21 protein-coding genes are annotated in these 22901 nt (G+C 68.2%); 17 read left to right on the forward strand and 4 right to left on the reverse strand.

What is annotated here, in order from left to right; all coding sequences use genetic code 11:
• The first annotated feature begins 31 nt into the window (after nt 1-31).
• Genes rfbB through rfbC form a run of 4 tightly spaced genes read left to right on the forward strand, consistent with a single transcriptional unit; the run spans nt 32 to nt 3478 of the window.
• On the forward strand, nt 32-1102 hold the full coding sequence (rfbB, locus tag DACI_RS06450; RefSeq protein WP_012203205.1) for a dTDP-glucose 4,6-dehydratase: 1071 nt from the start codon (nt 32-34) through the stop codon (nt 1100-1102).
• A complete protein-coding gene (gene rfbD / locus DACI_RS06455) occupies nt 1099-2001 on the forward strand; it encodes a dTDP-4-dehydrorhamnose reductase (RefSeq protein WP_012203206.1) in 903 nt (300 codons plus the stop codon). Before rfbB ends, rfbD begins: the two co-directional genes overlap by 4 nt.
• A gap of 41 nt (nt 2002-2042) precedes the next feature.
• Nucleotides 2043-2933: a glucose-1-phosphate thymidylyltransferase RfbA gene (rfbA, locus tag DACI_RS06460; protein ID WP_012203207.1), complete on the forward strand. Its 891-nt coding sequence runs from the start codon at nt 2043-2045 to the stop codon at nt 2931-2933.
• Nucleotides 2930-3478 (forward strand): dTDP-4-dehydrorhamnose 3,5-epimerase, encoded by a 549-nt coding sequence (rfbC, locus tag DACI_RS06465; protein ID WP_012203208.1) that lies wholly within the window; start codon nt 2930-2932, stop codon nt 3476-3478. Before rfbA ends, rfbC begins: the two co-directional genes overlap by 4 nt.
• 6 nt (nt 3479-3484) lie before the next feature.
• Here the strand turns inward: rfbC and DACI_RS06470 are convergent, their stop codons facing one another.
• Nucleotides 3485-4366: a LysR substrate-binding domain-containing protein gene (locus DACI_RS06470; RefSeq protein WP_012203209.1), complete on the reverse strand. Its 882-nt coding sequence runs from the start codon at nt 4364-4366 to the stop codon at nt 3485-3487.
• 213 nt (nt 4367-4579) lie between these two features.
• Between DACI_RS06470 and DACI_RS06475 the strand changes: the two genes are divergently transcribed.
• From DACI_RS06475 to DACI_RS06500, 6 genes are all read left to right on the forward strand, one after another.
• The gene (locus DACI_RS06475; protein WP_012203210.1) at nt 4580-6031 is read left to right on the forward strand and encodes an NCS1 family nucleobase:cation symporter-1; all 1452 of its coding nucleotides are present in this window, start codon (nt 4580-4582) and stop codon (nt 6029-6031) included.
• Nucleotides 6032-6041: 10 nt separating this feature from the next.
• A complete protein-coding gene (locus tag DACI_RS06480) occupies nt 6042-6791 on the forward strand; it encodes a GntR family transcriptional regulator (protein ID WP_012203211.1) in 750 nt (249 codons plus the stop codon).
• Nucleotides 6792-6989: 198 nt separating this feature from the next.
• A complete protein-coding gene (locus tag DACI_RS06485; protein ID WP_012203212.1) occupies nt 6990-8033 on the forward strand; it encodes a putative 2-aminoethylphosphonate ABC transporter substrate-binding protein in 1044 nt (347 codons plus the stop codon).
• Nucleotides 8034-8047: 14 nt separating this feature from the next.
• Nucleotides 8048-9121 (forward strand): ABC transporter ATP-binding protein, encoded by a 1074-nt coding sequence (locus DACI_RS06490; protein ID WP_012203213.1) that lies wholly within the window; start codon nt 8048-8050, stop codon nt 9119-9121.
• On the forward strand, nt 9118-10896 hold the full coding sequence (locus DACI_RS06495) for a putative 2-aminoethylphosphonate ABC transporter permease subunit (protein WP_012203214.1): 1779 nt from the start codon (nt 9118-9120) through the stop codon (nt 10894-10896). The genes DACI_RS06490 and DACI_RS06495 overlap by 4 nt, the downstream gene beginning before the upstream one ends.
• Before the next feature lie 32 nt (nt 10897-10928).
• Complete coding sequence (locus DACI_RS06500; protein ID WP_012203215.1) at nt 10929-12044, forward strand: TIGR03364 family FAD-dependent oxidoreductase; 1116 nt, start codon at nt 10929-10931, stop codon at nt 12042-12044.
• A gap of 15 nt (nt 12045-12059) precedes the next feature.
• Here DACI_RS06500 and DACI_RS06505 read toward each other — a convergent pair whose 3' ends face one another.
• Together DACI_RS06505 and DACI_RS06510 are read right to left on the reverse strand one after the other, a co-directional pair.
• The gene (locus DACI_RS06505) at nt 12060-13232 is read right to left on the reverse strand and encodes a zinc ribbon domain-containing protein (protein WP_012203216.1); all 1173 of its coding nucleotides are present in this window, start codon (nt 13230-13232) and stop codon (nt 12060-12062) included.
• A 79-nt stretch (nt 13233-13311) separates the two neighbouring features.
• A complete protein-coding gene (locus tag DACI_RS06510; RefSeq protein WP_012203217.1) occupies nt 13312-14427 on the reverse strand; it encodes an SPFH and helix-turn-helix domain-containing protein in 1116 nt (371 codons plus the stop codon).
• A gap of 358 nt (nt 14428-14785) precedes the next feature.
• On the opposite strand from DACI_RS06510, the gene glyQ reads away from it, so the two are divergent.
• The 6 genes from glyQ to DACI_RS06540 all read left to right on the forward strand — a co-directional run bounded on the left by glyQ (nt 14786) and on the right by DACI_RS06540 (nt 20863).
• The gene (glyQ, locus tag DACI_RS06515; protein ID WP_012203218.1) at nt 14786-15724 is read left to right on the forward strand and encodes a glycine--tRNA ligase subunit alpha; all 939 of its coding nucleotides are present in this window, start codon (nt 14786-14788) and stop codon (nt 15722-15724) included.
• A gap of 34 nt (nt 15725-15758) precedes the next feature.
• Nucleotides 15759-17873: a glycine--tRNA ligase subunit beta gene (gene glyS, locus DACI_RS06520; RefSeq protein ID WP_012203219.1), complete on the forward strand. Its 2115-nt coding sequence runs from the start codon at nt 15759-15761 to the stop codon at nt 17871-17873.
• 55 nt (nt 17874-17928) lie between these two features.
• Nucleotides 17929-18498, forward strand: coding sequence for a D-glycero-alpha-D-manno-heptose-1,7-bisphosphate 7-phosphatase (locus DACI_RS06525; protein WP_012203220.1), 570 nt, complete (start codon nt 17929-17931; stop codon nt 18496-18498).
• Nucleotides 18499-18648: 150 nt separating this feature from the next.
• Nucleotides 18649-19389 carry a lysophospholipid acyltransferase family protein gene (locus DACI_RS06530; protein ID WP_012203221.1) on the forward strand — a complete coding sequence of 247 codons (741 nt, stop codon included), beginning with the start codon at nt 18649-18651 and terminating at the stop codon, nt 19387-19389.
• A gap of 16 nt (nt 19390-19405) precedes the next feature.
• On the forward strand, nt 19406-20332 hold the full coding sequence (locus tag DACI_RS06535) for a M48 family metallopeptidase (RefSeq protein WP_012203222.1): 927 nt from the start codon (nt 19406-19408) through the stop codon (nt 20330-20332).
• A gap of 90 nt (nt 20333-20422) precedes the next feature.
• A complete protein-coding gene (locus tag DACI_RS06540) occupies nt 20423-20863 on the forward strand; it encodes a rhodanese-like domain-containing protein (RefSeq protein WP_012203223.1) in 441 nt (146 codons plus the stop codon).
• A gap of 22 nt (nt 20864-20885) precedes the next feature.
• Here the strand turns inward: DACI_RS06540 and DACI_RS06545 are convergent, their stop codons facing one another.
• Nucleotides 20886-21821: a LysR family transcriptional regulator gene (locus tag DACI_RS06545; protein WP_012203224.1), complete on the reverse strand. Its 936-nt coding sequence runs from the start codon at nt 21819-21821 to the stop codon at nt 20886-20888.
• Nucleotides 21822-21926: 105 nt separating this feature from the next.
• On the opposite strand from DACI_RS06545, the gene DACI_RS06550 reads away from it, so the two are divergent.
• A complete protein-coding gene (locus DACI_RS06550; RefSeq protein WP_012203225.1) occupies nt 21927-22901 on the forward strand; it encodes a Bug family tripartite tricarboxylate transporter substrate binding protein in 975 nt (324 codons plus the stop codon).

Genomic DNA, 22901 nt, shown 5'->3' on the forward strand with positions numbered 1-22901 from the left:
CAAGAACAATGAAATTTTGCAAGGTTGAACCATGATTCTTGTCACAGGCGGCGCTGGCTTCATCGGCGCCAATTTCGTGCTGGACTGGCTGGCTGCCGGCGATGAGCCGGTGCTCAACGTGGACAAGCTCACCTACGCCGGCAACCTCAAAAGCCTGGAGAGCCTGCAAGGCGATGCGCGCCATGTCTTCGTGCAGGCCGACATCGGCGACGGCCAGACCCTGGCCCGACTGCTGGCCGAGCACAGGCCGCGCGCCGTGGTCAACTTCGCGGCCGAGAGCCATGTGGACCGATCCATCCACGGCCCCGAGGACTTCATCCAGACCAACGTGGTCGGCACCTTCCGCCTGCTCGAAGCGGTGCGTGGCTACTGGAGCGCGCTGGATGCCGAGGCCAAGGCGGCCTTCCGCTTCCTGCATGTGTCCACCGACGAGGTCTACGGCAGCCTGGCGCCTGCGGCACCGGCCTTCACCGAAGACCACCTCTACGAGCCCAACAGCCCGTACTCGGCCAGCAAGGCCGCCAGCGACCACCTGGTGCGCGCCTGGCACCACACCTACGGCCTGCCCGTGCTGACGACCAACTGCAGCAACAACTACGGCCCGCTGCATTTTCCCGAGAAGCTGATCCCGCTGATGATCGTCAACGCCCTGGCCGGCAAGCCGCTGCCCATCTATGGCGACGGCATGCAGGTGCGCGACTGGCTCTATGTGCGCGACCACTGCAGCGCCATCCGCCGCGTGCTGGAGGCCGGCAGGCTGGGCGACACCTACAACGTGGGCGGCTGGAACGAGAAGCCCAACGTGGAGATCGTGAACACGGTCTGCGCGCTGCTCGACGAGCTGCGTCCCAAGGCCGATGGCACCAGCTACAGCGCACAGATCACCTATGTAAAGGACCGCCCCGGCCATGACCGGCGCTATGCCATCGACGCGCGCAAGCTCGAACGCGAACTGGGCTGGAAGCCTGCCGAGACCTTCGAGACCGGTATCCGCAAGACCGTGCAGTGGTACCTGGACAACCCCGAATGGGTGGCCGATGTGCAGTCCGGTGCCTACCGCGAATGGGTCAGCCGCCAGTACACCGACGGAGCCGGTGCATGAAGCTGCTGCTGCTGGGCCGCAATGGCCAGGTGGGCTGGGAGCTGCAGCGCAGCCTGGCGCCACTGGGCGAACTGATTGCGCTGGACCGCCAGGGCGACGCCGGTGGCCAGGGCCTGTGCGGCGATCTCTCGCGCCTCGATGAGCTTGCACGCACCGTGCGCGCTCTGCGCCCCGATGTCATCGTCAATGCCGCCGCCCACACGGCCGTGGACAAGGCCGAAAGCGAGCCTGACCAGGCGCGGCTGCTCAACGCGCTGGCTCCCCAGGTGCTGGCCCGCGAGGCGGCGCAGATCGGTGCGCTGCTGGTGCACTACAGCACGGACTATGTCTTCGACGGCAGCGGCAGCGCCGCGCGCACGGAGACCGAGGCCACGGCGCCGCTGTCCGTCTATGGCAGCAGCAAGCTCGAAGGCGAGCAATTGATCCAGGCTTCGGGCTGCCGCCACCTGATCTTTCGCACCAGCTGGGTCTATGCGGCGCGCGGCGGCAACTTCGCCAAGACCATGCTGCGCCTGGCCCAGGAGCGTGAGGCGCTGAGCGTGATCGACGACCAATGGGGCGCACCGACGGGCGCGGACCTCATCGCCGACGTCACGGCCCATGCCATTCGCCAGCTGCAGCGCCAACCCGGCGACCAGGGTCTGTATCACCTGGTGGCCGGTGGCGAGACCACCTGGCATGCCTACGCCGACCATGTGATCGCCAAGGCGCGCGAACTCGCGCCCGAACACCCCTGGATGGTGCAGCGCATAGCTGCCGTGCCCACCAGCGCCTTTCCCACCCCGGCGCAGCGTCCGCACAATTCCCGCCTGAACACCGAGCGGCTGCAGCAGACCTTCGGCCTGCGCCTGCCCCACTGGCAAGCCGGCGTGGACCGCATGCTGCAGGAAATCATCTGAGCGTGGCTGCGCGCTTCAGCAAGAACCCCAGGATCCAGGACATGAACCAGACACGCAAAGGCATCATCCTCGCGGGCGGCTCCGGCACCCGCCTGCACCCGGCCACGCTGGCCATCAGCAAGCAACTGCTGCCGGTCTACGACAAGCCCATGATCTACTACCCGCTGAGCGCCCTCATGCTCGCGGGCATCCGCGAGATCCTCGTGATCAGCACGCCGCAGGACACGCCGCGCTTCGAGCAGTTGCTGGGCGATGGTTCGCAGTGGGGCCTGAAGCTCGAATATGCAGTCCAGCCCAGCCCGGACGGCCTGGCACAGGCCTTTCTGATTGCCGAGGATTTCCTGGCAGGTGCACCCAGCGCCCTGGTGCTGGGCGACAACATCTACTACGGTCACGATTTCCCCCGCCTGCTCGAACGCGCTGACGCGCGCAGCGAAGGCGCCACGGTGTTTGCCTACCATGTGCAGGACCCGGAACGCTATGGCGTGGCCGAGTTCGATGCCCAGGGCCGGGTTCTTTCCCTGGAGGAAAAGCCCAAGCAGCCCAGAAGCAACTACGCGGTCACGGGCCTGTATTTCTACGACAACCAGGTCGTTGAGCTGGCCAAGTCCATCAAGCCCTCGGCGCGCGGCGAGCTGGAAATCACCGACCTCAACCGCCTGTATCTGGACAAGGGCCAGCTCAATGTGGAGCTCATGGGCCGTGGCTATGCCTGGCTGGACACGGGCACGCACGACAGCCTGCTGGAGGCAGGCCAGTTCATCGCCACGCTGCAGCAGCGCCAGGGCCTGAAGGTGTCATGCCCCGAGGAGATCGCCTTCCGCCAGGGCTGGATAGATCGCGCCCAGCTCGAGACGCTGGGCCAGGCCTTGGCCAAGAATGGCTACGGCCAGTACCTGCTGCAGATCCTCAAGGAAAAGGTGCACGCATGAAGGCAACACCCCAGGCCATCCCCGAGGTGATGCTGATCGAGCCCAAGGTGTTTGGTGACGATCGCGGCTTTTTCCTCGAAAGCTTCAACCAGCAGGCCTTCAACCAGGCCACCGGCACGGACCACCAGTTCGTGCAGGACAACCACAGCCGCAGCAAGAAGGGCGTGCTGCGCGGCCTGCACTACCAACTGCCGCCCCATGCCCAGGGCAAACTCGTGCGCGTGGTGCGCGGCGCCGTGTTCGACGTGGCCGTGGACATCCGTAAGGGCTCGCCGACCTTCGGCCAATGGGTGGGCGCCGAACTGACCGAGGACAACCACCGCCAGCTGTGGGTGCCGCCGGGCTTCGCTCACGGCTTCATGGTGCTCAGCGACAGCGCCGACTTCCTCTACAAGGCCACGGCCTTTTACGCGCCCCAGGCCGATCGCGGCATTGCCTGGGACGACCCGGCCATCGGTGTGCAGTGGCCGCAGCTCGATGTGGAGCTGTCGCTGTCGGACAAGGACCTCAAGCAGCCGCTGCTGGCGGATGCCGAGCTGGCCTGAGCCGGTTCACATCTGGTCCGGCAGCACACCGCCCGGCACGGCTTCCTCCAGAAAGCCGGCGATCAGCCGGGCCTGGCGGCGTTCGCGCAGGCAGTACAGGTATTCGGGCAGGCGCGGCACGGGGCCTGCGAAGGGCAGGACGACTATGTCGGGGTGGGCCGAGGCTTCATGCCGGGCGAAGACGCTGATGCCCATGTCGCGGATCACGGCCTCGCGGATGGCTTCGCGGCTGGCGATTTCCATGATGTGGCGCGGTGCCAGGCCGGCGGCGGCCAGCATCTGCTCGGTGAGCTGGCGCGTCATGGAGCCGCGCTCGCGCAGGATCAGCGTGTCGTGCACCAGATCGGACGCCTGCACCATGGTGCGCTGCGCCAGCCGGTGGCTGCGGTGCACCAGCAGGGCCAGCGGGTCCTGGCCCAGCTCCACGCGCAGCAGGCGCGGATCACCTTCCAGGTGCGATGAGGTCGCCAGGTCCACCTGGTAGTCCACCAACGCCTGCACCATCTGGCGCGAGTTGCCGCCCACGATGGCCACTTCCACCCGCTCGAAGCGCCGCTGGTAGCGCTTGACGATGTCCAGCACGTAGTAGGGCGCCGTCGCGCCTATGCGCAGCTGGCCCTGGCTGGCATCGCCCGAATGGCGCAGCGCCGACTCCAGCTGGATGGTCTGCAGCAGCAATTGCTCGACCTGGGGCAGCAGGCGCAAGCCGGCATCGGTGATGGACAGCCGTCCGCCCTGGCGATGGAACAGCTCCACGCCGTAGTGCTCTTCCAGCGCGCGGATCTGGGTGGTCACGGTGGGCTGGCTCAGTGCGAGCTGGCGCGCGGCTTGCGTGATGCTGCCAAGGCGGGCGACCCAGAAAAAGGACTTGAGCTGCGTGACGAACATGGCGGGGTTGGAGGGAGGGGAGGTCCAGCTTCATATTTCACCATGTCGCCGCAGCCTGAAGGCCTGCGGTGGCCGGGTATGTCCCGGGAAAAAACTCCTGCGCCCAAAGGCACACTTCTTGCATACCAGTTTGCGTGCCAGTTTGTGTGCCAGCTGATCATGGGTTTCGGCTGGTCTTGTGTCAGTGATTACTCGTGGTCAAGGAGCGCATCAATGGACATCCGCAACCCCTCGCCAGGTCTCTACAACGAAGATCTGGCGCCCACCAGGGACCGCCGCTGGGGCGCCTTCAGCATCTTCAACGTCTGGACTTCGGACGTGCACAGCCTCTGGGGCTACTACCTGGCGGCCAGCCTGTTTCTGCTGTGCGGCAGCTTCGTCAATTTTCTGATCGCCATCGGCATCAGCTCCCTGGTCATCTTCTTTCTGATGAACCTGGTGGGCTATGCGGGTGAGAAGACCGGCGTGCCCTATCCGGTGCTGGCGCGTGCCTCGTTCGGTGTCTGGGGGGCGAATCTGGCGGCGCTTGTGCGCGCCGTCGTGGCCTGCTTCTGGTATGGCGCGCAGACGGCGGCCGCCTCGGGCGCCATGGTGGCGCTGCTGGTGCGCAATGACGCCCTGCTGTCCTTCCACCAGACCACGCACTGGCTGGGCCATTCGGGGCTGGAGGTGATCTGCTACGTGGTCATCTGGGCCTTGCAGCTGCTGATCATCCAAAGGGGCATGGAGACCGTGCGGCGATTCCAGGACTGGGCCGGGCCTGCCGTGTGGATCGCCATGCTGGTGCTGGCCATCGGCCTGTGCGTGAAGGCCGGCGGCTTCAGCTTCGACCACGGCATTCCCATGGATGTGCTGCTGGACAAAACCAAGGATGCGGGGGTGAGCGGCGCGCCGGGCAGCTTCTGGGCGCTGATGGCCGTGGGCGCGACCTGGATCACCTACTTTGCGGCGCTGTACCTGAACTTCTGCGACTTCTCGCGCTATGCGAAGAACAAGGAGGCGGTCGCCAAGGGCAACCTCTGGGGCCTGCCCGTGAACCTGATCGCGTTCTCGCTGGTGGCCGGCATCACCACGATTGCGGCCTTCAAGGTCTATGGCGAGGTGCTGCTGCACCCCGAGCAGATCTCGGCCAAGTTCGACAGCTGGGTGCTGGCCCTGCTGGCCGCCGTCACCTTTGCCGTGGCCACGCTGGGCATCAACGTGGTGGCCAACTTCGTCTCGGCGGCCTTCGATATTTCCAACGTGTTTCCCAAGCGCATCGACTTCAAGCGCGGCGGATACATCGCCGCACTGATCGCCCTGGCTCTCTACCCCTTTGCACCATGGGAGGGCGGCGCTGCCCACTTCGTGAACGCAATCGGCGCCACCATGGGGCCGCTGCTGGGCATCATCCTGGTGGACTACTACCTGGTGGCCAAGGGCAACATCAACGTTGCCGCGCTGTATGACGAACATGGCGAGTACCGCTACGAGGGCGGCTGGAACGTCAACGCGCTCATCGCCACAGGCATCGGCAGCGTGTTCTCCACCATCCTGCCCAACTTCACCAGCCTGCTGCCGGTCTGGTGGGGCACCTACGGCTGGTTCTTCGGCGTGCTGATCGGCGGCGGCGTGTACTGGGTGATGGCCACGCTGCGCCCGCGCCGCATTCCGGCCGCGGCCTGAGGAGGCTGCCATGTCCGAGCCACAGGATGCGCCGGCCACCGGGCCGGCCTTGATCGCCGAGCGTGTCATGCGCTCCATCGTCGAGCGCAAGCTGCGCCCTGGCGAACGCCTGGGCGAAAAGGAACTGGCCGAGGTCTTCGGCGTGAGCCGCACCATGGTGCGCGAGGCGCTGATGCAGCTGCAGGCGCGCGGCTTCGTCGAGGTGCGCTCGCGCCAGGGCTGGTACGTGGTCGAGCCCTCATTCGAGGAAGCCCAGGAAACCTATGCCGCGCGCCGCGTGCTGGAGTCCGGCATGCTGCGCGACGCGGGCCGGCCGCTGCAGGCGGCCATACGCACGCTGCGCGAGCATGTGGCACAGGAGCGCGGCGCCATCGCCGAGGCCGACAACGCCGGCCAGCGCAGCGTGCTGCTGGCCGACTTCCATGTCTGCCTGGCCGAGCAGATGGGCAACCGCTTTCTCACGGCCATGATGGCCGACCTCTCGGCGCGCACCACCCTGGTGTCTGCGCTGTACCAGTCGCAGACCGAGGCCCAGCACTCCAATGCCGACCACGAGGCCATCGTCGATGCGCTGGCGGCCGGCGACATGGCGCGCGCCGAGCAACTGATGCGCGAGCACATCGACGCGCTGGCCGCGCGGCTGGATGAGAACCTCGCCCACCGCGCGCGCCTGCAGGACCGGCTGCTGGATGCGCTGCAGCCCCAGGCGGCCCAGGCCGCCCAGGCAACGCGCACAGGCAGGGGCAAGCCGCGCGGCTGAAGAAGCGGGGAGCGTGGCGGATGGCAGGGTGATGGTCGGGTGACGGGTGGGCGATGGGGGGGCACCCAAATCCACCAATACCCGCTTCGCCAAATTTCCGTTGTGTGACACGGGCGTTTCACCTGCGCTTCCTAAAGTGGGTGTCAGAGGTGGTGAACCTGCCACCTGTCCACGAACCCACAACGGAACTGCCACGCCATGCGCCACACCCTTGCCTCCCTGGGCCGCCGCCTCGCCATTGCCTCTGCGGCGCTGACCGTCGCCTCCTTCGCACCCCTGGCCCACGCAGCCAAGACCGAGCTGCTGGTCTACAGCGCGCTGGAGGCCGACCAGATCAAGGCCTACAAGAGCGGCTTCGAGAAGGCCCATCCCGAGATCGAACTCAAGTTCGTGCGTGACAGCACGGGCATCATCACGGCCCGCCTGCTGGCCGAGAAGGCCAATCCCCAGGCCGACGTGATCTGGGGCGTGGCCGCCACCTCGCTGATGCTGCTGGACAAGCAGGGCATGCTGCAGCCCTACGCGCCCAAGGGCCTGGACAAGGTGCGCGCCAACATGCGCGATCCGCGCGCGCAGCCGACCTGGGTGGGCATGGACCTGTGGTCCTCGGCCATCTGCTTCAACACCGTGGAGGCCGGCAAGCGCAAGCTGCCGGTGCCCGCCAGCTGGGCCGACCTGGTCAGGCCCGAGTTCAAGGGCACGATCACCATGCCCCACCCGGCCTCCAGCGGCACGGGCTACCTGATGGTCGCCGCCTGGCTGCAGATCATGGGCGAGGAAAAGGGCTGGGCCTACATGGACGGCCTGCACCAGAACATGGGCGTGTACACGCACAGCGGCTCCAAGCCCTGCCGCCAGGCGGGGGCCGGCGAGTTTCCCGTGGGCCTGAGCTTCGAGTACCGCGCCAGCAAGACCAAGAAGGACGGTGCGCCCATCGACATCGTCTTCCCGCAGGAAGGCCTGGGCTGGGACGTGGAGGCCACGGCCATCCTCAAGACCAGCAAGAAGCAGGAAGCCGCCAAGGCGCTGGCCGACTGGGCCGTCACGCCAGAGGCCAACAAGCTGTATGCCGCCAACTTCGCCGTGCTGGCCTTGCCCGAGGCGCAGGAGAAGCTGGAGTTCATCCCCGCCGATCTGGAAAAGCGGTTGGCGAAGAACGATTTCAACTGGGCCGCCGATAACCGTGACCGCATCCTGGCCGAGTGGAGCCGTCGCTACGAAGCCAAGGCAGAGAAAAAGTAAGCCGGAGCCACGCCATGCTGCGCATAGACCATATCGCCAAGCGCTACCGCGAGCAGCAGGTGCTGCGCGGCATTGACCTGAACGTGGAGGCGGGCGAGTTCGTCAGCCTGCTCGGCCCTTCGGGCTGCGGCAAGACCACGCTGCTGCGCATCGTCTGCGGCATCGACATGCCTGACGAGGGCAGGGTGCTGTTCCAGGGCGATGACATCACGCGCTGGCCGGCCGCACGCCGTGGCTTTGGCGTGGTGTTCCAGAGCTATGCGCTGTTTCCCAATCTCACGGCCGCGCAGAACGTGGCCTTCGGGCTGAACGGGCAGCCTGCGGCGCAGGCGCGCGAGCGTGTGGCCGAGATGCTGTCCCTGGTGGGCCTGGGCGCGCAGGCCCAGCGCTACCCCGCCCAGCTGTCCGGCGGCCAGCAGCAGCGCGTGGCCCTGGCCCGTGCGCTGGCGCCCCGGCCGCGCCTGCTGCTGCTCGACGAGCCGCTGTCCGCGCTCGATGCCCAGGTGCGCACCGAGCTGCGCAGCGAGATCCGCCAGCTGCAGCGCCAGCTGGGGATTGCCTCCATCATGGTCACGCACGACCAGGAAGAGGCCTTGTCCATGGCCGACCGCGTGGTGCTCATGCACCAGGGCCGCATCGAGCAGCAGGGCTCGCCCGAGCAGCTCTATGCCCGGCCCGTGAGCCAGTTCGCGGCCGGCTTCGTGGGCCGCATGAACCTGCTGCCGGCCACGGCCCAATCGGCGGACCAGGTGCGCATCGGCGAGGCCAGCCTGCGCTGTGCGCTGGCCGGTTTCGAGCCTGGCGCTGCCCTGCTGGTGGGCGTGCGGCCCGAGAGCGTGGTGCTGCACCCGGCCCAGCCCACGGCATTGGCCAACCTGTTCCGCGCCCGCGTGGTGGAGACTTCCTTCCTGGGATCGATGGCCCTGGTGCGCCTGTTCAGCCCCACGCTGCAATGCCAGGTTGACGCCCAGTGGCCCCTGCGCCACGACGTGGGCCTGCCCGACTGGCTGCAGGGCGAGGTGCTGATGGAGCTGCCCGCCGCCGCGCTGCAGCCGCTGGCGGCGCCCGACGTGAGGAAGGCCGCATGAGCGCGCATCCCATGGACACGGCCATTTCCGTGCCCGTGCCCGTGCCCGTGCCGGTGGACCGCTCCGTTTCCGCCCGCCGCAGCGCGCCTGCAGGGCCCGTGCGTCCGCGGGGGCGCAGCGCAGGCTGGGAGCGCTGGTGGCTGGGCGCCCTGGTGCTGGGCGCACTGGCCTGGCTGCTGGCCACCATCGCCCTGCCGGTCGCCAGCCTGCTGGGCAGGAGTTTCTGGGACGATGCGGGCCGCTTCACGGGCCTGGCCCAGTTCATCACCTATGCGCGCATGCCGGGCGTGGCGCAATCGCTGTTCAACAGCCTGTGGCTGTCGGCCGTGAGCAGCACGGTCTGCGTGCTGCTGGCCTATGTCTACGCCTATGGCGTGGTGCGCAGCTGCATGCCGCTGGCGCGCTGGTTCCGGGGCCTGGCCCTGGTGCCGCTGCTGGCGCCTTCGCTGCTCATGGCCATCAGCCTGATCTACCTGTTCGGCAGCCAGGGCCTGCTCAAGGGCTGGCTGCAGGGGGGCTCGGCCTACGGGCCCTTCGGCATCATCGTGGGCTCGGTGCTCTGGACCTTTCCGCATGCGCTGATGATCCTGTGCACCACGCTGGCCTCGGGCGATGCGCGCCTGTACGAGGCGGCCGCCACGCTGGGCGCCAGCCGCTGGCGCAGCTTCCGCCAGGTCACGCTGCCAGCCAGCCGCTACGGGCTGATGATTTCCTGGATCGTGGTCTTCGTGCTCGTGGTGACCGACTTCGGCGTGCCCAAGGTCATTGGCGGCAACACGGCCATGCTGGCCACCGATATCTACAAGCAGGTCATAGGCCAGCAAAAGCTGTCCATGGGTGCCGTGGTGGCCATGCTGCTGCTGGTGCCTGCGGGCCTGGCCTTTGCGGCAGAGCGCCATCTGCGTGCGCGGCAGGCGGCGACCATGGGCGTGCGCTCCGTGCCGCTGGTGCCCCAGCCCCATGCGCCGCTGGACCGCGCGCTGCTTGCGTACTGCGCGCTGGTGGCGCTGGCGCTGCTGGCCGTCATGGGCACGGCCGTGCTGGCCTCCCTGGTCAGCTACTGGCCCTACAACCTCACGCTGACGTTCAAGAACTACCGCTTCGACATGATGGACGGCGGCGGCTGGGCCAGCTATGGCAACTCGCTGTCCATGGCGCTGGCCACGGCGGTGGTGGGGGCGGTGCTGAGTTTTGTGACCGCCTACCTGGTGGCCAAGCCCCAGCGCTGGGCACGCACGCGCCAGTGGCTGCATGCCGTGGCCACGCTGCCCATGGCCGTGCCGGGGCTGGCGCTGGGCCTGGGCTACATCCTGTTCTTCAATGCCCAGGGCAATCCGCTGCATTTTCTGTACGGCAGCATGGCCATCCTGGTGCTGTGCTCGGTGGCGCATTTCTTCTCGGTGGCGCACATCACGCAACTGGCCGCGCTGCAGCAGCTCGATGCCGAATACGAGCGCGTGGCCGATTCTCTGGGCGTGGCCTTCTGGACGCTGCTGTGGCGCGTGCACCTGCCGGTGTGCATGCCCGTAGTGATGCAGGTGGCCGGTTACTTCTTCGTCAACGCCATGACCACGGTGTCGGCCGTGGTGTTCCTCTACTCGCCCGAGACCACGCTGGCCTCGGTGGCCGTGCTGGCCATGGACGACGCGGGCGACACCGCGCCGGCCGCCGCCATGGCCACGCTGATCTTTGCCACCGCCGCCACGGGCCGGCTGCTGATCGCGGCGCTGGATGCCTGGGTGCAGCGGCGCACGCAGCGCTGGCGCCAGCGCTGATCCCTTCTTTCTTCCCCCCTCCGTTTTTTCCCATGAAGAACTACGACCTGATCGTGGTGGGGGCCGGCATTGTCGGCCTGGCCCACGCCTATGCGGCCGCGCGCCGTGGCCGCAGCGTGCTCGTCATCGAGCGCGACGCGGCCTGCATCTCCGCCTCCATCCGCAACTTCGGCTTTGTGACCATCACGGGGCAGCAGGCCGGGGCCCACTGGCGGCGTGCCATGCGCTCGCGCGACACCTGGGCCGAGATCGCGCCGCAGGCCGGCATCGAGGTCGTGCACCGCGGCCTGTGGCTGACGGCGCGCCGCCCCAGCGCCGAGGCCGTGCTCCATGCCTTTCTAAGCACCGCCATGGGCGAGCGCTGCGAGCTGCTCACGCCGGCCCAGGCCGCCGAGCGCCATCCTGCACTGCATACCGAGGATTTGTCCGCCGTGCTCTACAGCCCGCATGAACTGCGCGTGGAGTCGCGCACGGCCATTCCCAGGTTGGCGCAGTGGCTGGAGCAGGCCATGGGCGTGGATTTCCGCTTTGGCGAGGCCGTGCTCGACGTGGCCGCGCCCCGGGTGCGCAGCACGCGCGCCAGCTACCACGGCGAACGCGTGGTGGTCTGCAACAACGCCGACCCGGGCGGCCTGTTCGCCGGCCTGTGGGCGCCGCATCGCATCCAGCTGTGCCAGCTGCAGATGCTGCGCGTGCGGCCGCAGCCGGGCTTTCGGCTCAAGGGCTCGGTCATGGGTGACCTGAGCATGGTCAGATACGAGGGCTACAGCGCCCTGCCCGAAGCCGCCGCGCTGCGCGCCGAACTGGAGCGGGAGGAGGGCGAGAGCCTGGCCCACGGCATCCACCTGATCGCCGTGCAAAGCGCCGACGGCAGCCTGGTGGTGGGCGATTCCCACCACTACGGCGCAGCGCCCCAGCCCTTTGCCAGCGAGGCCGTGGACCGGCTGATGCTGCGCCACATGAACGAGGCCCTGAACCTGCGCGATGCGCAGGTGGTGGAGCGCTGGGTGGGCGTCTACCCGAGTGCGCAGGACGCGCCCTGCGTGGTGCATGCGCCCGACGAGGCCACGCGTGTGGTGGCGGTCACCGGAGGTTCCGGCGCGAGCACCGCCTTCGGGCTTGCAGAAGAGGTCTGGAGCGCGTGGTGAGCGGTAGCCGGCCTACTACTTGCCGAACATCACCCACAGCAGCGCCAGCACCATGATCGTGGCCAGCACGGCCAGCGTGATCTTGAGGGCGCTGTAGGGGCGCTCGCCCGCGATCTGGCCCGTGTAGCCGTTGGCGATGATCTGGAAGGTCTTGCTGCCGTAGGTGTAGCCTACCAGCCAGACCGGCACGAGGATGTGCTTGAAGGTGCGGCCCTGGTACTCGCGCTGCATCTGCAGGTTGCGGTAGGTGTCGCCGGGCACCTGGCGCGCGCACAGGGCGCGCAGCTGCTCGTCCATGTCCTGCACGTTGACCTGGGCGGCCTTGCCCAGGTCGATCTGGTAGCGCTCCACGGTCCAGCCGCGCACGAACTCGGGCGTGTAGGGCTTGAGGTCGGTGGTCGTGGGAAAGGGCTCCACCTGGCGCAGCAGGTTGGCGTGCACGCCTACGGTGCCGGGCACCAGCTCGTCGTCGAAGAAATGGGCGAGGCTGCCCGCGGCCGGCTCCCAGCGCACATGGCGCACCTGGCGCGTCTGCACATTGCCGTTGCTGTCGCGGTAGGACTCGGTGGTGTAGTAGTAGAAGCCCGCCTCGGCCTGCCAGTCGGCGCTGGCGTGGGCGTCGAAGGTCCAGTAGGGCAGGTAGACGCCGTGCAGAGTGTCGGTCAGCGCGGCGGACTTCAGGCGGTTGGGCGCGAACCAGCGGCTGCCGTACCACTGGCGGATGCGGTCGCGGATCTGCCCGTCGCTGATCTTGAAGGGCAGGATGCTCTGCGGCGTGATGGCATCGCCCTGGTCCTCATGGGCGACGATGGAGGGGGAGCCGCAGAAGTCGCAGCGCTGGGCCACGGTGCGGTTCACGAAGACCGAGATGGCACGGCAGTTCTGGCACTGGACCTCGTAGCGGTCCTCCGTACCCCAGCCCCGGCCGGACTTGGGGTTGCGCAGCGCCTCGGCCAGGTCCTGCTCGACCACATCGCGGCCCAGTTCCTCGCGCGTTTCCTCGCTCCAGGGCACCGTGGTGCCGCAGTACGGGCACTTGAGCGCCTGGGCCTGGGCATTCCATTCGAGGTTGGCGCCGCATTCGGGGCAGGGGTGCTTGCGCACCATGGCGGGCGCGGCGGCGGCCGCCTCCCAGGAGCCGGAGCCGGAGGCGGGAGTGGAAGAAGAACGGGGGGAGGGCGCGCTCACGGCATCGGTCCTGGAAAGCGTACGGCGCCAGGCAGGGCCTGGCGCCGGGAAGGTTCAAGCCAACAGAAAGCGAGGGCGCTCAGCCCTTGAGGAACTCGTCCAGAGCGCTTTGCGCAATGCGCCACTGGCTGCCGATCTGGCGCGCCTTGAGGTTGCCGGCCTGGATCTCGGCCAGCACATCGGCCTCGCTCACACCCAGCACCTGGGCCGCCTGCGCCGGGGTCAGCACCTGCAGTCCACCGGCGGCGGGCGCTGCGGGGGCCTGGGCCGCCTGTGCGGCAGCGGGCGAGAACGGATCGGACGCCTGGCCCTGGCCGGCCGGTGCGCCACCGCCACCGCCGTTTTGCATGCTCTTCATCATCTCCTGCGCCATGCCGAAGCCCATGGCCATGGTGGCGGGCAGGGTGGCTGCGGCAGCGCCTTCGCCGCCCGTGGTCATGGCCTGGCCCATCTGGTATTTGACGTAGTCGTTGAGGTTGCCGATGGCCGTCATGCTGGAGCGCTTGTCGATGGCCTGCTCCACCTCGGGCGGCACGGACACGTTCTCCAGCACGAAGCTGGTGATCTCCAGGCCGTACTTGTCCGTCATGGCCGGATTGATCAGCGGCAGCAGCGCATCGCCCAGCTCGCCATAGCGCTGGGCCACGTCCAGCACGGGCACCTGGGCCTTGGCCAGCGACTCGGTGAACACGCTGATGATGCGCGAGCGCATGGTGTCGGCGAACTCGTCGATGCGGAAGTTCTGGTCCGTGCCCGCCACTTCCTTGAGGAACTTGGCCGGCTCGACGATGCGGAAGTCATAGGTGCCGAAGGCGCGCAGGCGCACGGCGCCGAAGTCCTTGTCGCGCACCATCACGGGGTTGGAGGTGCCCCACTTGTTGCCCGTGAACAGGCGCGTGTTGATGAAGTAGACATCGCACTTGAACGGCGAGTTGAAGCCGTACTTCCAGCCCTGGATGGTGGACAGGATGGGAATGTTCTGCGTGGTCAGCGTGTGCTTGCCGGGGCTGAACAGGTCGGCGTACTGGCCGGCCGAGACGAACTGCACCTGCTGCGACTCGCGCACGATGAGCTGGGCGCCGTTCTTGATTTCCTTGTCGTCATCGGGCCAGCGGTAGGAGAGCGTGTCGCGCGAGTCATCGGTCCACTCGATGATCTCTATCAGTTGCTTGGTGATGATGTTCATCAGGTTCATGGCAGGCTCCGGGGCGGTGGTGGTCCACGACAAAAAAGGTCAATGGGCCATTCTAGGGGGCGTGCATGGCGGCGTGGCGAACGGTCACCGGCCGCTGCCCTGGTGAATTGTCAAAAAATGATCCGGATGCGTCGTGCAAGGCGGGCCTTCGGGTCTTCGCGCGCCACGGCCTTTGCCGGCATGTGTCGCCTGCTCCGTTTTTTGATGCAGATCGCCCTGTGGAGCGTCTGCCGTGGGGCCGCAGGCCGGCAGCACGGCGCATGGCCGGGCGGCGCCTTAAAATCGTCGTTTGCGCGGCGCGAGCCGCCTCTCATTCACCGGCGCGGCCCCGGCCTGCGTGCGACGCCTGAAACAAGTCATGCTCACTTTCCAACAAATCATCCTCAAGCTGCAGTCCTACTGGGCCGACCAGGGCTGCGCACTGCTCCAGCCCTATGACATGGAAGTGGGCGCGGGCACCTCGCACACCGCCACCTTCCTGCGCGCGCTGGGCCCCGAGCCCTGGAAGGCCGCCTACGTGCAGCCCAGCCGCCGCCCCAAGGACGGCCGCTATGGCGACAACCCCAACCGCCTGCAGCACTACTACCAGTTCCAGGTGGTGCTCAAGCCCGCGCCCGACAACATCCTGGAGCTGTACCTGGGCTCGCTCGAAGCCCTGGGGTTCGACCTGAAGAAGAACGACATCCGCTTCGTCGAGGACGACTGGGAGAACCCCACGCTGGGCGCCTGGGGCCTGGGCTGGGAAGTCTGGCTCAACGGCATGGAGGTGACGCAGTTCACCTACTTCCAGCAGGTCGGCGGCATCGACTGCAAGCCCGCCACGGGCGAGATCACCTACGGCCTGGAGCGCCTGGCCATGTACCTGCAGGGCGTGGACAACGTCTACAACCTGACCTGGACCGACGGCCTGAGCTACGGCGACGTCTACCACCAAAACGAGGTGGAGCAGTCCACCTACAACTTCGAGCATTCGGACGCCGACTTCCTGTTCACCGCCTTCGGCGCCTACGAAAAGCAGGCCAACCACCTGATCGGCGAACAGCTGGCGCTGCCGGCCTACGAGCAGGTGCTCAAGGCCGCCCACACCTTCAACCTGCTCGATGCGCGCGGCGCCATCAGCGTGACGGAGCGTGCCGCCTACATCGGCCGCATCCGCAACCTGGCCCGCGCCGTGGCCAAGGCCTATATGGACAGCCGTGCACGCCTGGGCTTCCCCATGGCGCCCAAGGCCCATGCCGACGAAGTGCTGGCCGAGCTGGCCAAGGCCGCCGAACAACAGGGCAAGAAGGCCGCCTGAGGCGGACACCGCTGCACCGAGAGAACACCAGACCATGAACGCATCGAATCTTCTTGTTGAACTGTTTGTCGAAGAGCTGCCCCCGAAGGCGCTGCAAAAGCTGGGCGACGCCTTTGCCGGCGTGCTGTTCGAGCAGCTCAAGGCCCAGGGCCTGCTGGCCTCCAGCGAAGCGCGCCTGACGGCCTATGCCTCGCCGCGCCGCCTGGCCGCCCACATCACCGAAGTCCTGCCCCAGGCCGAGGACAAGGCCGTGTCGCAAAAGCTCATGCCCGTCTCCGTGGGCCTGGACGCCGACGGCAAGCCCACGCCCGCCCTGATCAAGAAGCTGGCCGCCCTGGGTGCCGGCGAAGAAGCCGTTGCCGGCCTGACCCGTCAGGGCGAAGGCAAGGCCGAGGCCCTGTTCCACTCCTCCACCGTGCGCGGCGTGATGCTGGCCGACGGCGTGCAAAAGGCGCTGGACGAAGCCATTGCCAAGCTGCCCATCCCCAAGGTCATGCGCTACCAGCTGGCCGACGGCTGGAGCAGTGTCCATTTCGTGCGCCCGGCCCATGGCCTGGTGGTGCTGCACGGCACCGAGGTGCTGATCGGCGTCAAGGCCCTGGGCCTGACGGCCGGCACGGCCACGCATGGCCACCGCTTCGAGGCGGCGGTCGATCCCGTGGTCATCCGCTCCGCCGATGACTACGCCGCGCAGCTGCGCGAGGAGGGCGCCGTCATCGCCAGCTTCGCCGAGCGCCGTGCCGAGATCGCGCGCCAGCTGCAGGCCGCTGCCGAGCGCCTGGGCGGCGGTGTCCGTCCCATCGAGGACGAGGCCCTGCTGGACGAAGTCACGGCCCTGGTCGAGCGCCCCAATGTGCTGGTCTGCGAGTTCGAGAAGGAATTCCTCGACGTGCCGCAGGAATGCCTGATCCTCACCATGAAGGCCAACCAGAAGTACTTCCCGCTGCTGGACGCCGCCGGCAAGCTGACCCACCAGTTCCTGGTGGTCAGCAACATCAGCCCGCAGGATGCCAGCGCCGTCATCGGCGGCAACGAACGCGTGGTGCGCCCGCGCCTGGCCGACGCCAAGTTCTTCTTCGACCAGGACCGCAAGAAGACCCTGGCCTCGCGCGTGGAAGGGCTGGGCAAGGTGGTCTACCACAACAAGCTCGGCACCCAGGGCGAGCGCGTGGAGCGCGTGCGCTCCATCGCCAAGAGCATTGCCCGCCAGCTGGGCGACACGGGCCTGGCCCAGCAGGCCGACCTGGCCGCGCAACTGGCCAAGACCGACCTCGTGACCGACATGGTGGGCGAGTTCCCCGAGCTGCAGGGCACCATGGGCCGCTACTACGCGCTCAACGACGGCCTGGACGTGGCCGTGGCCGATGCCATCGAGGACCACTACAAGCCCCGCTTTGCGGGCGACGAACTGCCGCGCGGCAACGCCGGCGTGGTCGTGGCCCTGGCCGACAAGCTGGAAACCCTGGTCGGCATGTTCGGCATCGGCAACCTGCCCACGGGCGACCGCGACCCGTTCGCGCTGCGCCGCCATGCGCTGGGCGTGATCCGCATGCTGGTCGAGAAAGACCTGGCGCTGGATCTGGAAACCCTGCTGGTCAGCGTGCTGCCGGCCTTCGGCGACAAGATCGAGGACGCCACGCCCCAGCTGGCCGACTTCATCTACGACCGCCTGGCCGGCAACCTGCGCGAGCAGGGCTTCTCGGCCCAGGAAGTGGACTCCGTGCTGGCCCTGCGCCCGCAGCGCCTGTCCGACGTGCAAAAGCGCCTGGAAGCCGTGCGCGCCTTCGGCGAGCTGCCCGAGGCACCGGCCCTGGCCGCCGCCAACAAGCGCGTGGGCAACATCCTCAAGAAGGCCGACCAGGCCGTGCAGGCCCAGGTCGACGCGGCCGTGCTGGCCGAGGTGGCAGAGAAGGACCTGTACGCAGCCCTGCAATCGGTGGCGCCCAAGGCGCAGCAGCAGTTTGCTGCCGGCGACTACACGGCCAGCCTGCAGACCCTGGCCGCGCTGCGCGCCCCGGTCGATGCCTTCTTCGAGCATGTGATGGTCAACGCCGAAGACCCGGCCCTCAAGGCCAACCGCCTGGGCCTGCTGGCCACGTTGCACGAAGCCATGAACCGCGTGGCGGACCTTTCGCGACTGGCCGCCTGATCCCGTGGCGGCATCTGCCGCCCGGGCCCTGCGTCTTCCACCCTGGGACCCGACCATGAAAATTGCGATCCTGGACCGTGACGGAACCCTCAACCAAATCGGTGAGGAGGGCTTCATCGGCTCTGCCGAGGCCTGGAAGGCCCAGCGCGGGGCGCTGGAAGCCGTGGCGCGCCTGAACCGGGCCGGCTGGCATGTGGTGGTCGCCACCAACCAGCCGGGCCTGGGCCGGGGCCTGTTCGACGTGACCGAGCTCAATGCCGTGCACGCGCGCATGCACCGCGAAATGGCGGCGGCAGGCGCGCGCGTCGATGCGGTTTTCTACTGCCCCCATGCGCCGGACGAAGAATGCCATTGCCGCAAGCCCGGCACGGCGCTGTTCGAGCAGATTGCCGAGCGCTTCGGCGTCGAGGGGCACCAGCTGTGGGTCATCGGTTCCTGCGTGGCCCACCTGCAGGCCGGCGCCGCCATGGGCGCGCGCCTGCACCTGGTCTGCACGGGAGCCAGCGCCGGAGTGTCTCTGGACGGGGCGCTGCCGCCCGGACTGCCGCCCGGCACCCAGCGCCATGCCAGCCTGGCCGCGCTGGCCGATGCGCTGGTTCCGGCGGATGCCGCACCCGCTCCCTGAACGCCTGAACGCCCGAACGGCGCTTTGCCCATGCGCCGCCGGCCTGCCGTCCTGCGCACAATGCTATCTTTGTGAATTCCGATTCCTGAGGGCGCAAGGCCCGGGCCTGCCGCCCGGCCGCCGCGCCGCTTTCTGCACCACACTGCCGCCATGTCCCTGATCCGCTCCACCCTCCACATGCTCTGGATGGGCATCACCGTGATCCCCTACACCCTGGCCGTGCTGCTCACGCGCTGGCTGGGCGGCGGGCCGCGCCGCGTCTATGCCGTGGCGCGCGCCTGGCTCAAGCTGTCGGTGGACAGCGCCCGCGTCATCATGGGCGTGCGCCACCGCGTGCAGGGCATGGAGAACCTGCCCACCGATCCCAAGCAGGGCGTGGTGCTGCTGGTCAAGCACCAGTCCACCTACGAGACCTTCCTCATGCCGGCGATCATGCCGCGCCCGCTGGCCTATGTGTTCAAGAAGGAGCTGCTCATGGTGCCCTTCTTCGGCTGGTCCATCGGCAGCATGGACATGATCCACATCGACCGCAAGCACGGCTCGCGCGCCTTCCACAAGGTGGTCGAGCAGGGCAAGCGCCTGTTGGGCCAGGGCACCTGGGTCATCATGTTCCCCGAAGGCACGCGCATCCCGCGCGGCGAACGCGGCGAGTACAAGACCGGCGCCACGCGCCTGGCCATCATGACCGGCGTGCCCGTGGTGCCCATTGCCGTCACCTCGGCCAAGTGCTGGCCGCGCAAGGCCTTCATCAAGACCCCGGGCGTGGTGGATGTCTCCATCGGCAAGCCCATTCCTTCCGTGGGCCGCAAGCACGAGGAGCTGATGGTGGAAGTCGAAAACTGGATCGAGGCCGAAATGCAGCGCCTCGACCCCGAGGCCTACCGCGCCTGAGGCGCCGGAGACCGGCATGGCGAACCCGGCACAGCGCAGTTGGGATTGGCTGCTGCCACCTGCCGTGCAAACGCAGGACGGCGGGCTGAAGCCGCGCCGTGACCGGGCCGCTCCCCCCGCCCAGCCTCCATCCGCGCCTCCTCCTTCATCTGCCCCGTCTCCATCCACCATCCCCGAGCACAGTCCCCGCATCCACCCGGAGGCCAACCAGCAGGCGGTCCTCCAGGGACAGGTGCTGCATTACCGGCTGCAGCGCTCGCGCCGACGCACCATAGGCTTCACCATCGGCGCGCAGGGGCTGGTGGTCAGCGCACCTGCCTGGGTCAACATGGCTGCCATCGCGCAGGCGCTGGAGGCGAAATCGGGCTGGATACTGCGCAAGCTGCATGAGGCCGGCCAGCGCCAGCAAGCCCAGCAGGCGGCACGCATCCGATGGGAGCACGGCGCAGAGATCGGCTATCTGGGCCGCCCCTTGCAGCTGTGCCTGACCGGTGGCGAAACCCAGCCGCTGCGCACGCGCCAGGTGCACCGTGAACAGGCGGCCGACGGCAGCCAGTCCCTGCACCTGCCGCTGGCGCCTGGGGCATCGGCCGCCGAGGTGCGCGCCTGCGTGCAGGCCTGGATGCTGCGCGAGGCCCGCTCCTGGTTCACGGCCAGCCTGCAGCGCCATGCGCCGCTGCTGGGCGTGCAATGGACCAGCCTGCGCCTGACCAGCGCGCGCACGCGCTGGGGCAGCGCCAACACCGCAGGGGCCATCCGCCTGAACTGGCGGCTCATGCAGCACACGCCCGAGGTCATCGACTACGTGGTCGTGCACGAGCTGTCCCACCTGCGCCACATGGACCACAGTCCGCGCTTCTGGGCCACGGTGGCCAGCGTGATGCCGGGCTGGGAGGCGCAGCGCCAGGTGCTGCGTGACAAGCTGCTGCCGCCCTGGGAGTAGGCGATCCGGGCACCGGCGAGGCGGCGCCAGTCGGGCTGGACGGTTATTCTTGCCGGGCACACAACCGCGTCCTATCAAGAAAGCCCATCCATGTCCGCAAACGCTCCCGTTCCCGCAGCCATTCCCCTGACCGTCCAGCCCGCACAGGGCTATGCCGGCGACATTCCTCCCGAACTTGCCTGGCAATGGCTGCAATCCGGCGAAGCCGCGCTGGTGGACGTGCGCACCGATGCCGAGCGCGAGTGGGTGGGCCGCGTACCCGGCGCCGTGGCCGTGGCCTGGAAGCAGTGGCCGTCCATGGCCATGAACCCCGATTTCGATAGCCAGCTGCGCGCCGCCGTGCCTGAGGGCGGCAAGGTGGTCCTGCTGTGCCGCAGCGGCGTGCGCTCGGTGGCCGCTGCCCAGCGCGCAGCGCAACTGGGCATCGAGGCCTACAACATCCTCGAAGGCTTCGAGGGCGATGTGGACGCCAGCGGCCAGCGCGGCCATGTCGGCGGCTGGCGCCTGCGCGGCCTGCCCTGGCGCCAGTAAGCCGGCGCCAGCCTGTCGTCGCTCAGCGCTGCGGCTGCGCGAACCCCAGCGCCGCCGCCCGGGCGGCCACCATGTCCACCAGGGCCTGGGCCGGTCCTGACAGCGTGGCCTGCGAGCGCATGGCCAGCAACAGCCGGCGCCGTGTGTTGAGCGCCCCCAGCGGGCGCAGCCGCAGTGCCCGCGCTGCCAGGTGCGGCGCGGTGGCCGCGCGCGGCAGGATGGCCAGGCCCAGGCCCACCGAGACCATGTGGCACATGGCATCGAAGCTGCGCACCTGGATGCGGATCCGCACGGGCCGGTTGATGGATTCGGCCTCAGCCGCAATGCGCCGCATCAGCGAGGTGGAGCGGGCCAGGCTCACGAAGTCGTGGTCCAGCACCGTGGCCAGGGGCACGGGGGAGTCGTCGTCCGTGTCCAGCGCATGGCCGCGCGGCATGACCAGCACCAGCTCGTCCACATCGCAGACCTGGGTGCTCAGCCCTTCCAGGGGCGTGTTCTCCCCGATGATGGCCAGCTCGGCCACGCCGCTGAGCACGGCGCGCACGGACTCCTCGCTGAGCGCGTCTTCCAGGTCCACCGACACGCCCGGGTGGGCCGCCATGAAGTCGGCCAGCAGCCGGGGCAGAAATCCCGCAAATGCGGAGTTGTTGGCCCACAGGCGCAACTGGCCCGTGGCGCCGCTGCGAAAGTCGTCCATGGCCAGGGCCAGGTGCTCCAGCCGGGCCACCACGTCCACGGCATGGTGGTACATGCTCTGACCGGCGGGCGTGGGCGTGACGCCGCGCTTGCTGCGCACCAGCAGGGTCACGCCGCAGTGCTGCTCCAGCTCGGCCACGCGCTTGCTGGCGGCTGCCAACGACAGCCCCAGCGTGCGCGAGCCTGCCGTCAGGCTGCCGGCATCGACCACGGCCACATACAGGCGCAGCGTCAGCAGATCGAAGCGGTGCAGGTTGATCATTCCCATCCTCCACCACAGACGAAGGATGGATCAACGAGATACGGCTGTTCGGCCGCGATCAGGCCCGCAAGAATGCGCCGGTACAAAGAGAACATGGAGACAAGCATGAATCGACGCATTGTGCTGCAGGCCGCCGGCCTGGCAGCGGCCGCCCTGCTGGGCGCAGGAACCGTCCAGGCCCAGGCCTTTCCAACCAAGTCCATCACCCTCGTGGTCCCCAACCCGCCCGGCGGCGTGGTGGACACGGCTGCACGCCTGGCGTCCGACCCGCTGTCGCGCCTGCTGGGGCAGTCGGTCGTGGTGGACAACCGGGGCGGCGCCAGCGGCAACATTGCCTACCAGATGGTGGCCCGGTCGCCCAAGGACGGCTACACGCTGCTGGCCTCGTATTCGGCCTACCACGTGGGCAATCCGGCACTGTTCCCCAAGCTGCCCTGGGCGCAGTCCGAGCTGGCGCCCGTGGGGCTGATCGTGGCCGCCACCAATGTGATCGCCGTTCATCCTTCGGTGCCAGCGAACAATCTGCAGGAGTTCATTGCCTATCTGCGCAAGAACCCGGGCAAGGTCAATTACGCGTCGCAGGGCAATGGCTCGCTGTCCCATGTGGGCACGGCCGTGTTCGCCCAGGTGACCCAGACCCAGATCACGCATGTGCCCTACAAGGGGTCCGGCCCGGCCATCCAGGACGTGCTGGGCGGCCAAGTACAGATGTTCATCACCACGCCGCCTTCGGTGCTGGGCCATGTGCAGACTGGCAAGCTCAGGGCCCTGGCCGTGACCAGCAAGACGCGCCATCCCATGCTGCCCGATGTGCCCACCACGGCCGAAGCGGGCCTGCCGGGCTTCGAGCTGGAAGCCTGGGTCGGCCTGTTCGCGCCTGCGGGCACGCCGCCAGAGGCCATCGCCAGGCTGTCGGACGCGCTCAAGACCTCCCTGGAGTCGCCCGACGTGCAAAAGCGCGCGGCCCTGCAGGGCGTGGAGCCGCGATTCCTTGGCCCGCAAGCGCTGGCCGCCCTGGTCCAGCGCGAGACGGACCACTGGGGCAAGGTGATCAAGGCCAACCACATCACGATGGATTGA

It is taken from the genome of Delftia acidovorans SPH-1 (genome assembly GCF_000018665.1).
Classification (GTDB): Bacteria; Pseudomonadota; Gammaproteobacteria; order Burkholderiales; family Burkholderiaceae_C; genus Comamonas; species Comamonas acidovorans.

What these genes read in the sequence shown, in the direction of transcription:
- DACI_RS06540 (WP_012203223.1), top strand. Translation starts at nt 20,423, where the DNA reads ATGTCCGCAAACGCTCCCGTTCCCGCAGCCATTCCCCTGACCGTCCAG.
- glyS (WP_012203219.1), top strand. Translation starts at nt 15,759, where the DNA reads ATGAACGCATCGAATCTTCTTGTTGAACTGTTTGTCGAAGAGCTGCCC.
- DACI_RS06510 (WP_012203217.1), bottom strand. Translation starts at nt 14,427, where the DNA reads ATGAACCTGATGAACATCATCACCAAGCAACTGATAGAGATCATCGAG.
- rfbC (WP_012203208.1), top strand. Translation starts at nt 2,930, where the DNA reads ATGAAGGCAACACCCCAGGCCATCCCCGAGGTGATGCTGATCGAGCCC.
- DACI_RS06470 (WP_012203209.1), bottom strand. Translation starts at nt 4,366, where the DNA reads ATGTTCGTCACGCAGCTCAAGTCCTTTTTCTGGGTCGCCCGCCTTGGC.
- DACI_RS06490 (WP_012203213.1), top strand. Translation starts at nt 8,048, where the DNA reads ATGCTGCGCATAGACCATATCGCCAAGCGCTACCGCGAGCAGCAGGTG.
- DACI_RS06550 (WP_012203225.1), top strand. Translation starts at nt 21,927, where the DNA reads ATGAATCGACGCATTGTGCTGCAGGCCGCCGGCCTGGCAGCGGCCGCC.
- DACI_RS06475 (WP_012203210.1), top strand. Translation starts at nt 4,580, where the DNA reads ATGGACATCCGCAACCCCTCGCCAGGTCTCTACAACGAAGATCTGGCG.
- DACI_RS06480 (WP_012203211.1), top strand. Translation starts at nt 6,042, where the DNA reads ATGTCCGAGCCACAGGATGCGCCGGCCACCGGGCCGGCCTTGATCGCC.
- DACI_RS06530 (WP_012203221.1), top strand. Translation starts at nt 18,649, where the DNA reads ATGTCCCTGATCCGCTCCACCCTCCACATGCTCTGGATGGGCATCACC.
- DACI_RS06495 (WP_012203214.1), top strand. Translation starts at nt 9,118, where the DNA reads ATGAGCGCGCATCCCATGGACACGGCCATTTCCGTGCCCGTGCCCGTG.
- DACI_RS06545 (WP_012203224.1), bottom strand. Translation starts at nt 21,821, where the DNA reads ATGATCAACCTGCACCGCTTCGATCTGCTGACGCTGCGCCTGTATGTG.
- glyQ (WP_012203218.1), top strand. Translation starts at nt 14,786, where the DNA reads ATGCTCACTTTCCAACAAATCATCCTCAAGCTGCAGTCCTACTGGGCC.
- DACI_RS06485 (WP_012203212.1), top strand. Translation starts at nt 6,990, where the DNA reads ATGCGCCACACCCTTGCCTCCCTGGGCCGCCGCCTCGCCATTGCCTCT.
- DACI_RS06500 (WP_012203215.1), top strand. Translation starts at nt 10,929, where the DNA reads ATGAAGAACTACGACCTGATCGTGGTGGGGGCCGGCATTGTCGGCCTG.
- rfbB (WP_012203205.1), top strand. Translation starts at nt 32, where the DNA reads ATGATTCTTGTCACAGGCGGCGCTGGCTTCATCGGCGCCAATTTCGTG.
- DACI_RS06535 (WP_012203222.1), top strand. Translation starts at nt 19,406, where the DNA reads ATGGCGAACCCGGCACAGCGCAGTTGGGATTGGCTGCTGCCACCTGCC.
- rfbD (WP_012203206.1), top strand. Translation starts at nt 1,099, where the DNA reads ATGAAGCTGCTGCTGCTGGGCCGCAATGGCCAGGTGGGCTGGGAGCTG.
- rfbA (WP_012203207.1), top strand. Translation starts at nt 2,043, where the DNA reads ATGAACCAGACACGCAAAGGCATCATCCTCGCGGGCGGCTCCGGCACC.
- DACI_RS06525 (WP_012203220.1), top strand. Translation starts at nt 17,929, where the DNA reads ATGAAAATTGCGATCCTGGACCGTGACGGAACCCTCAACCAAATCGGT.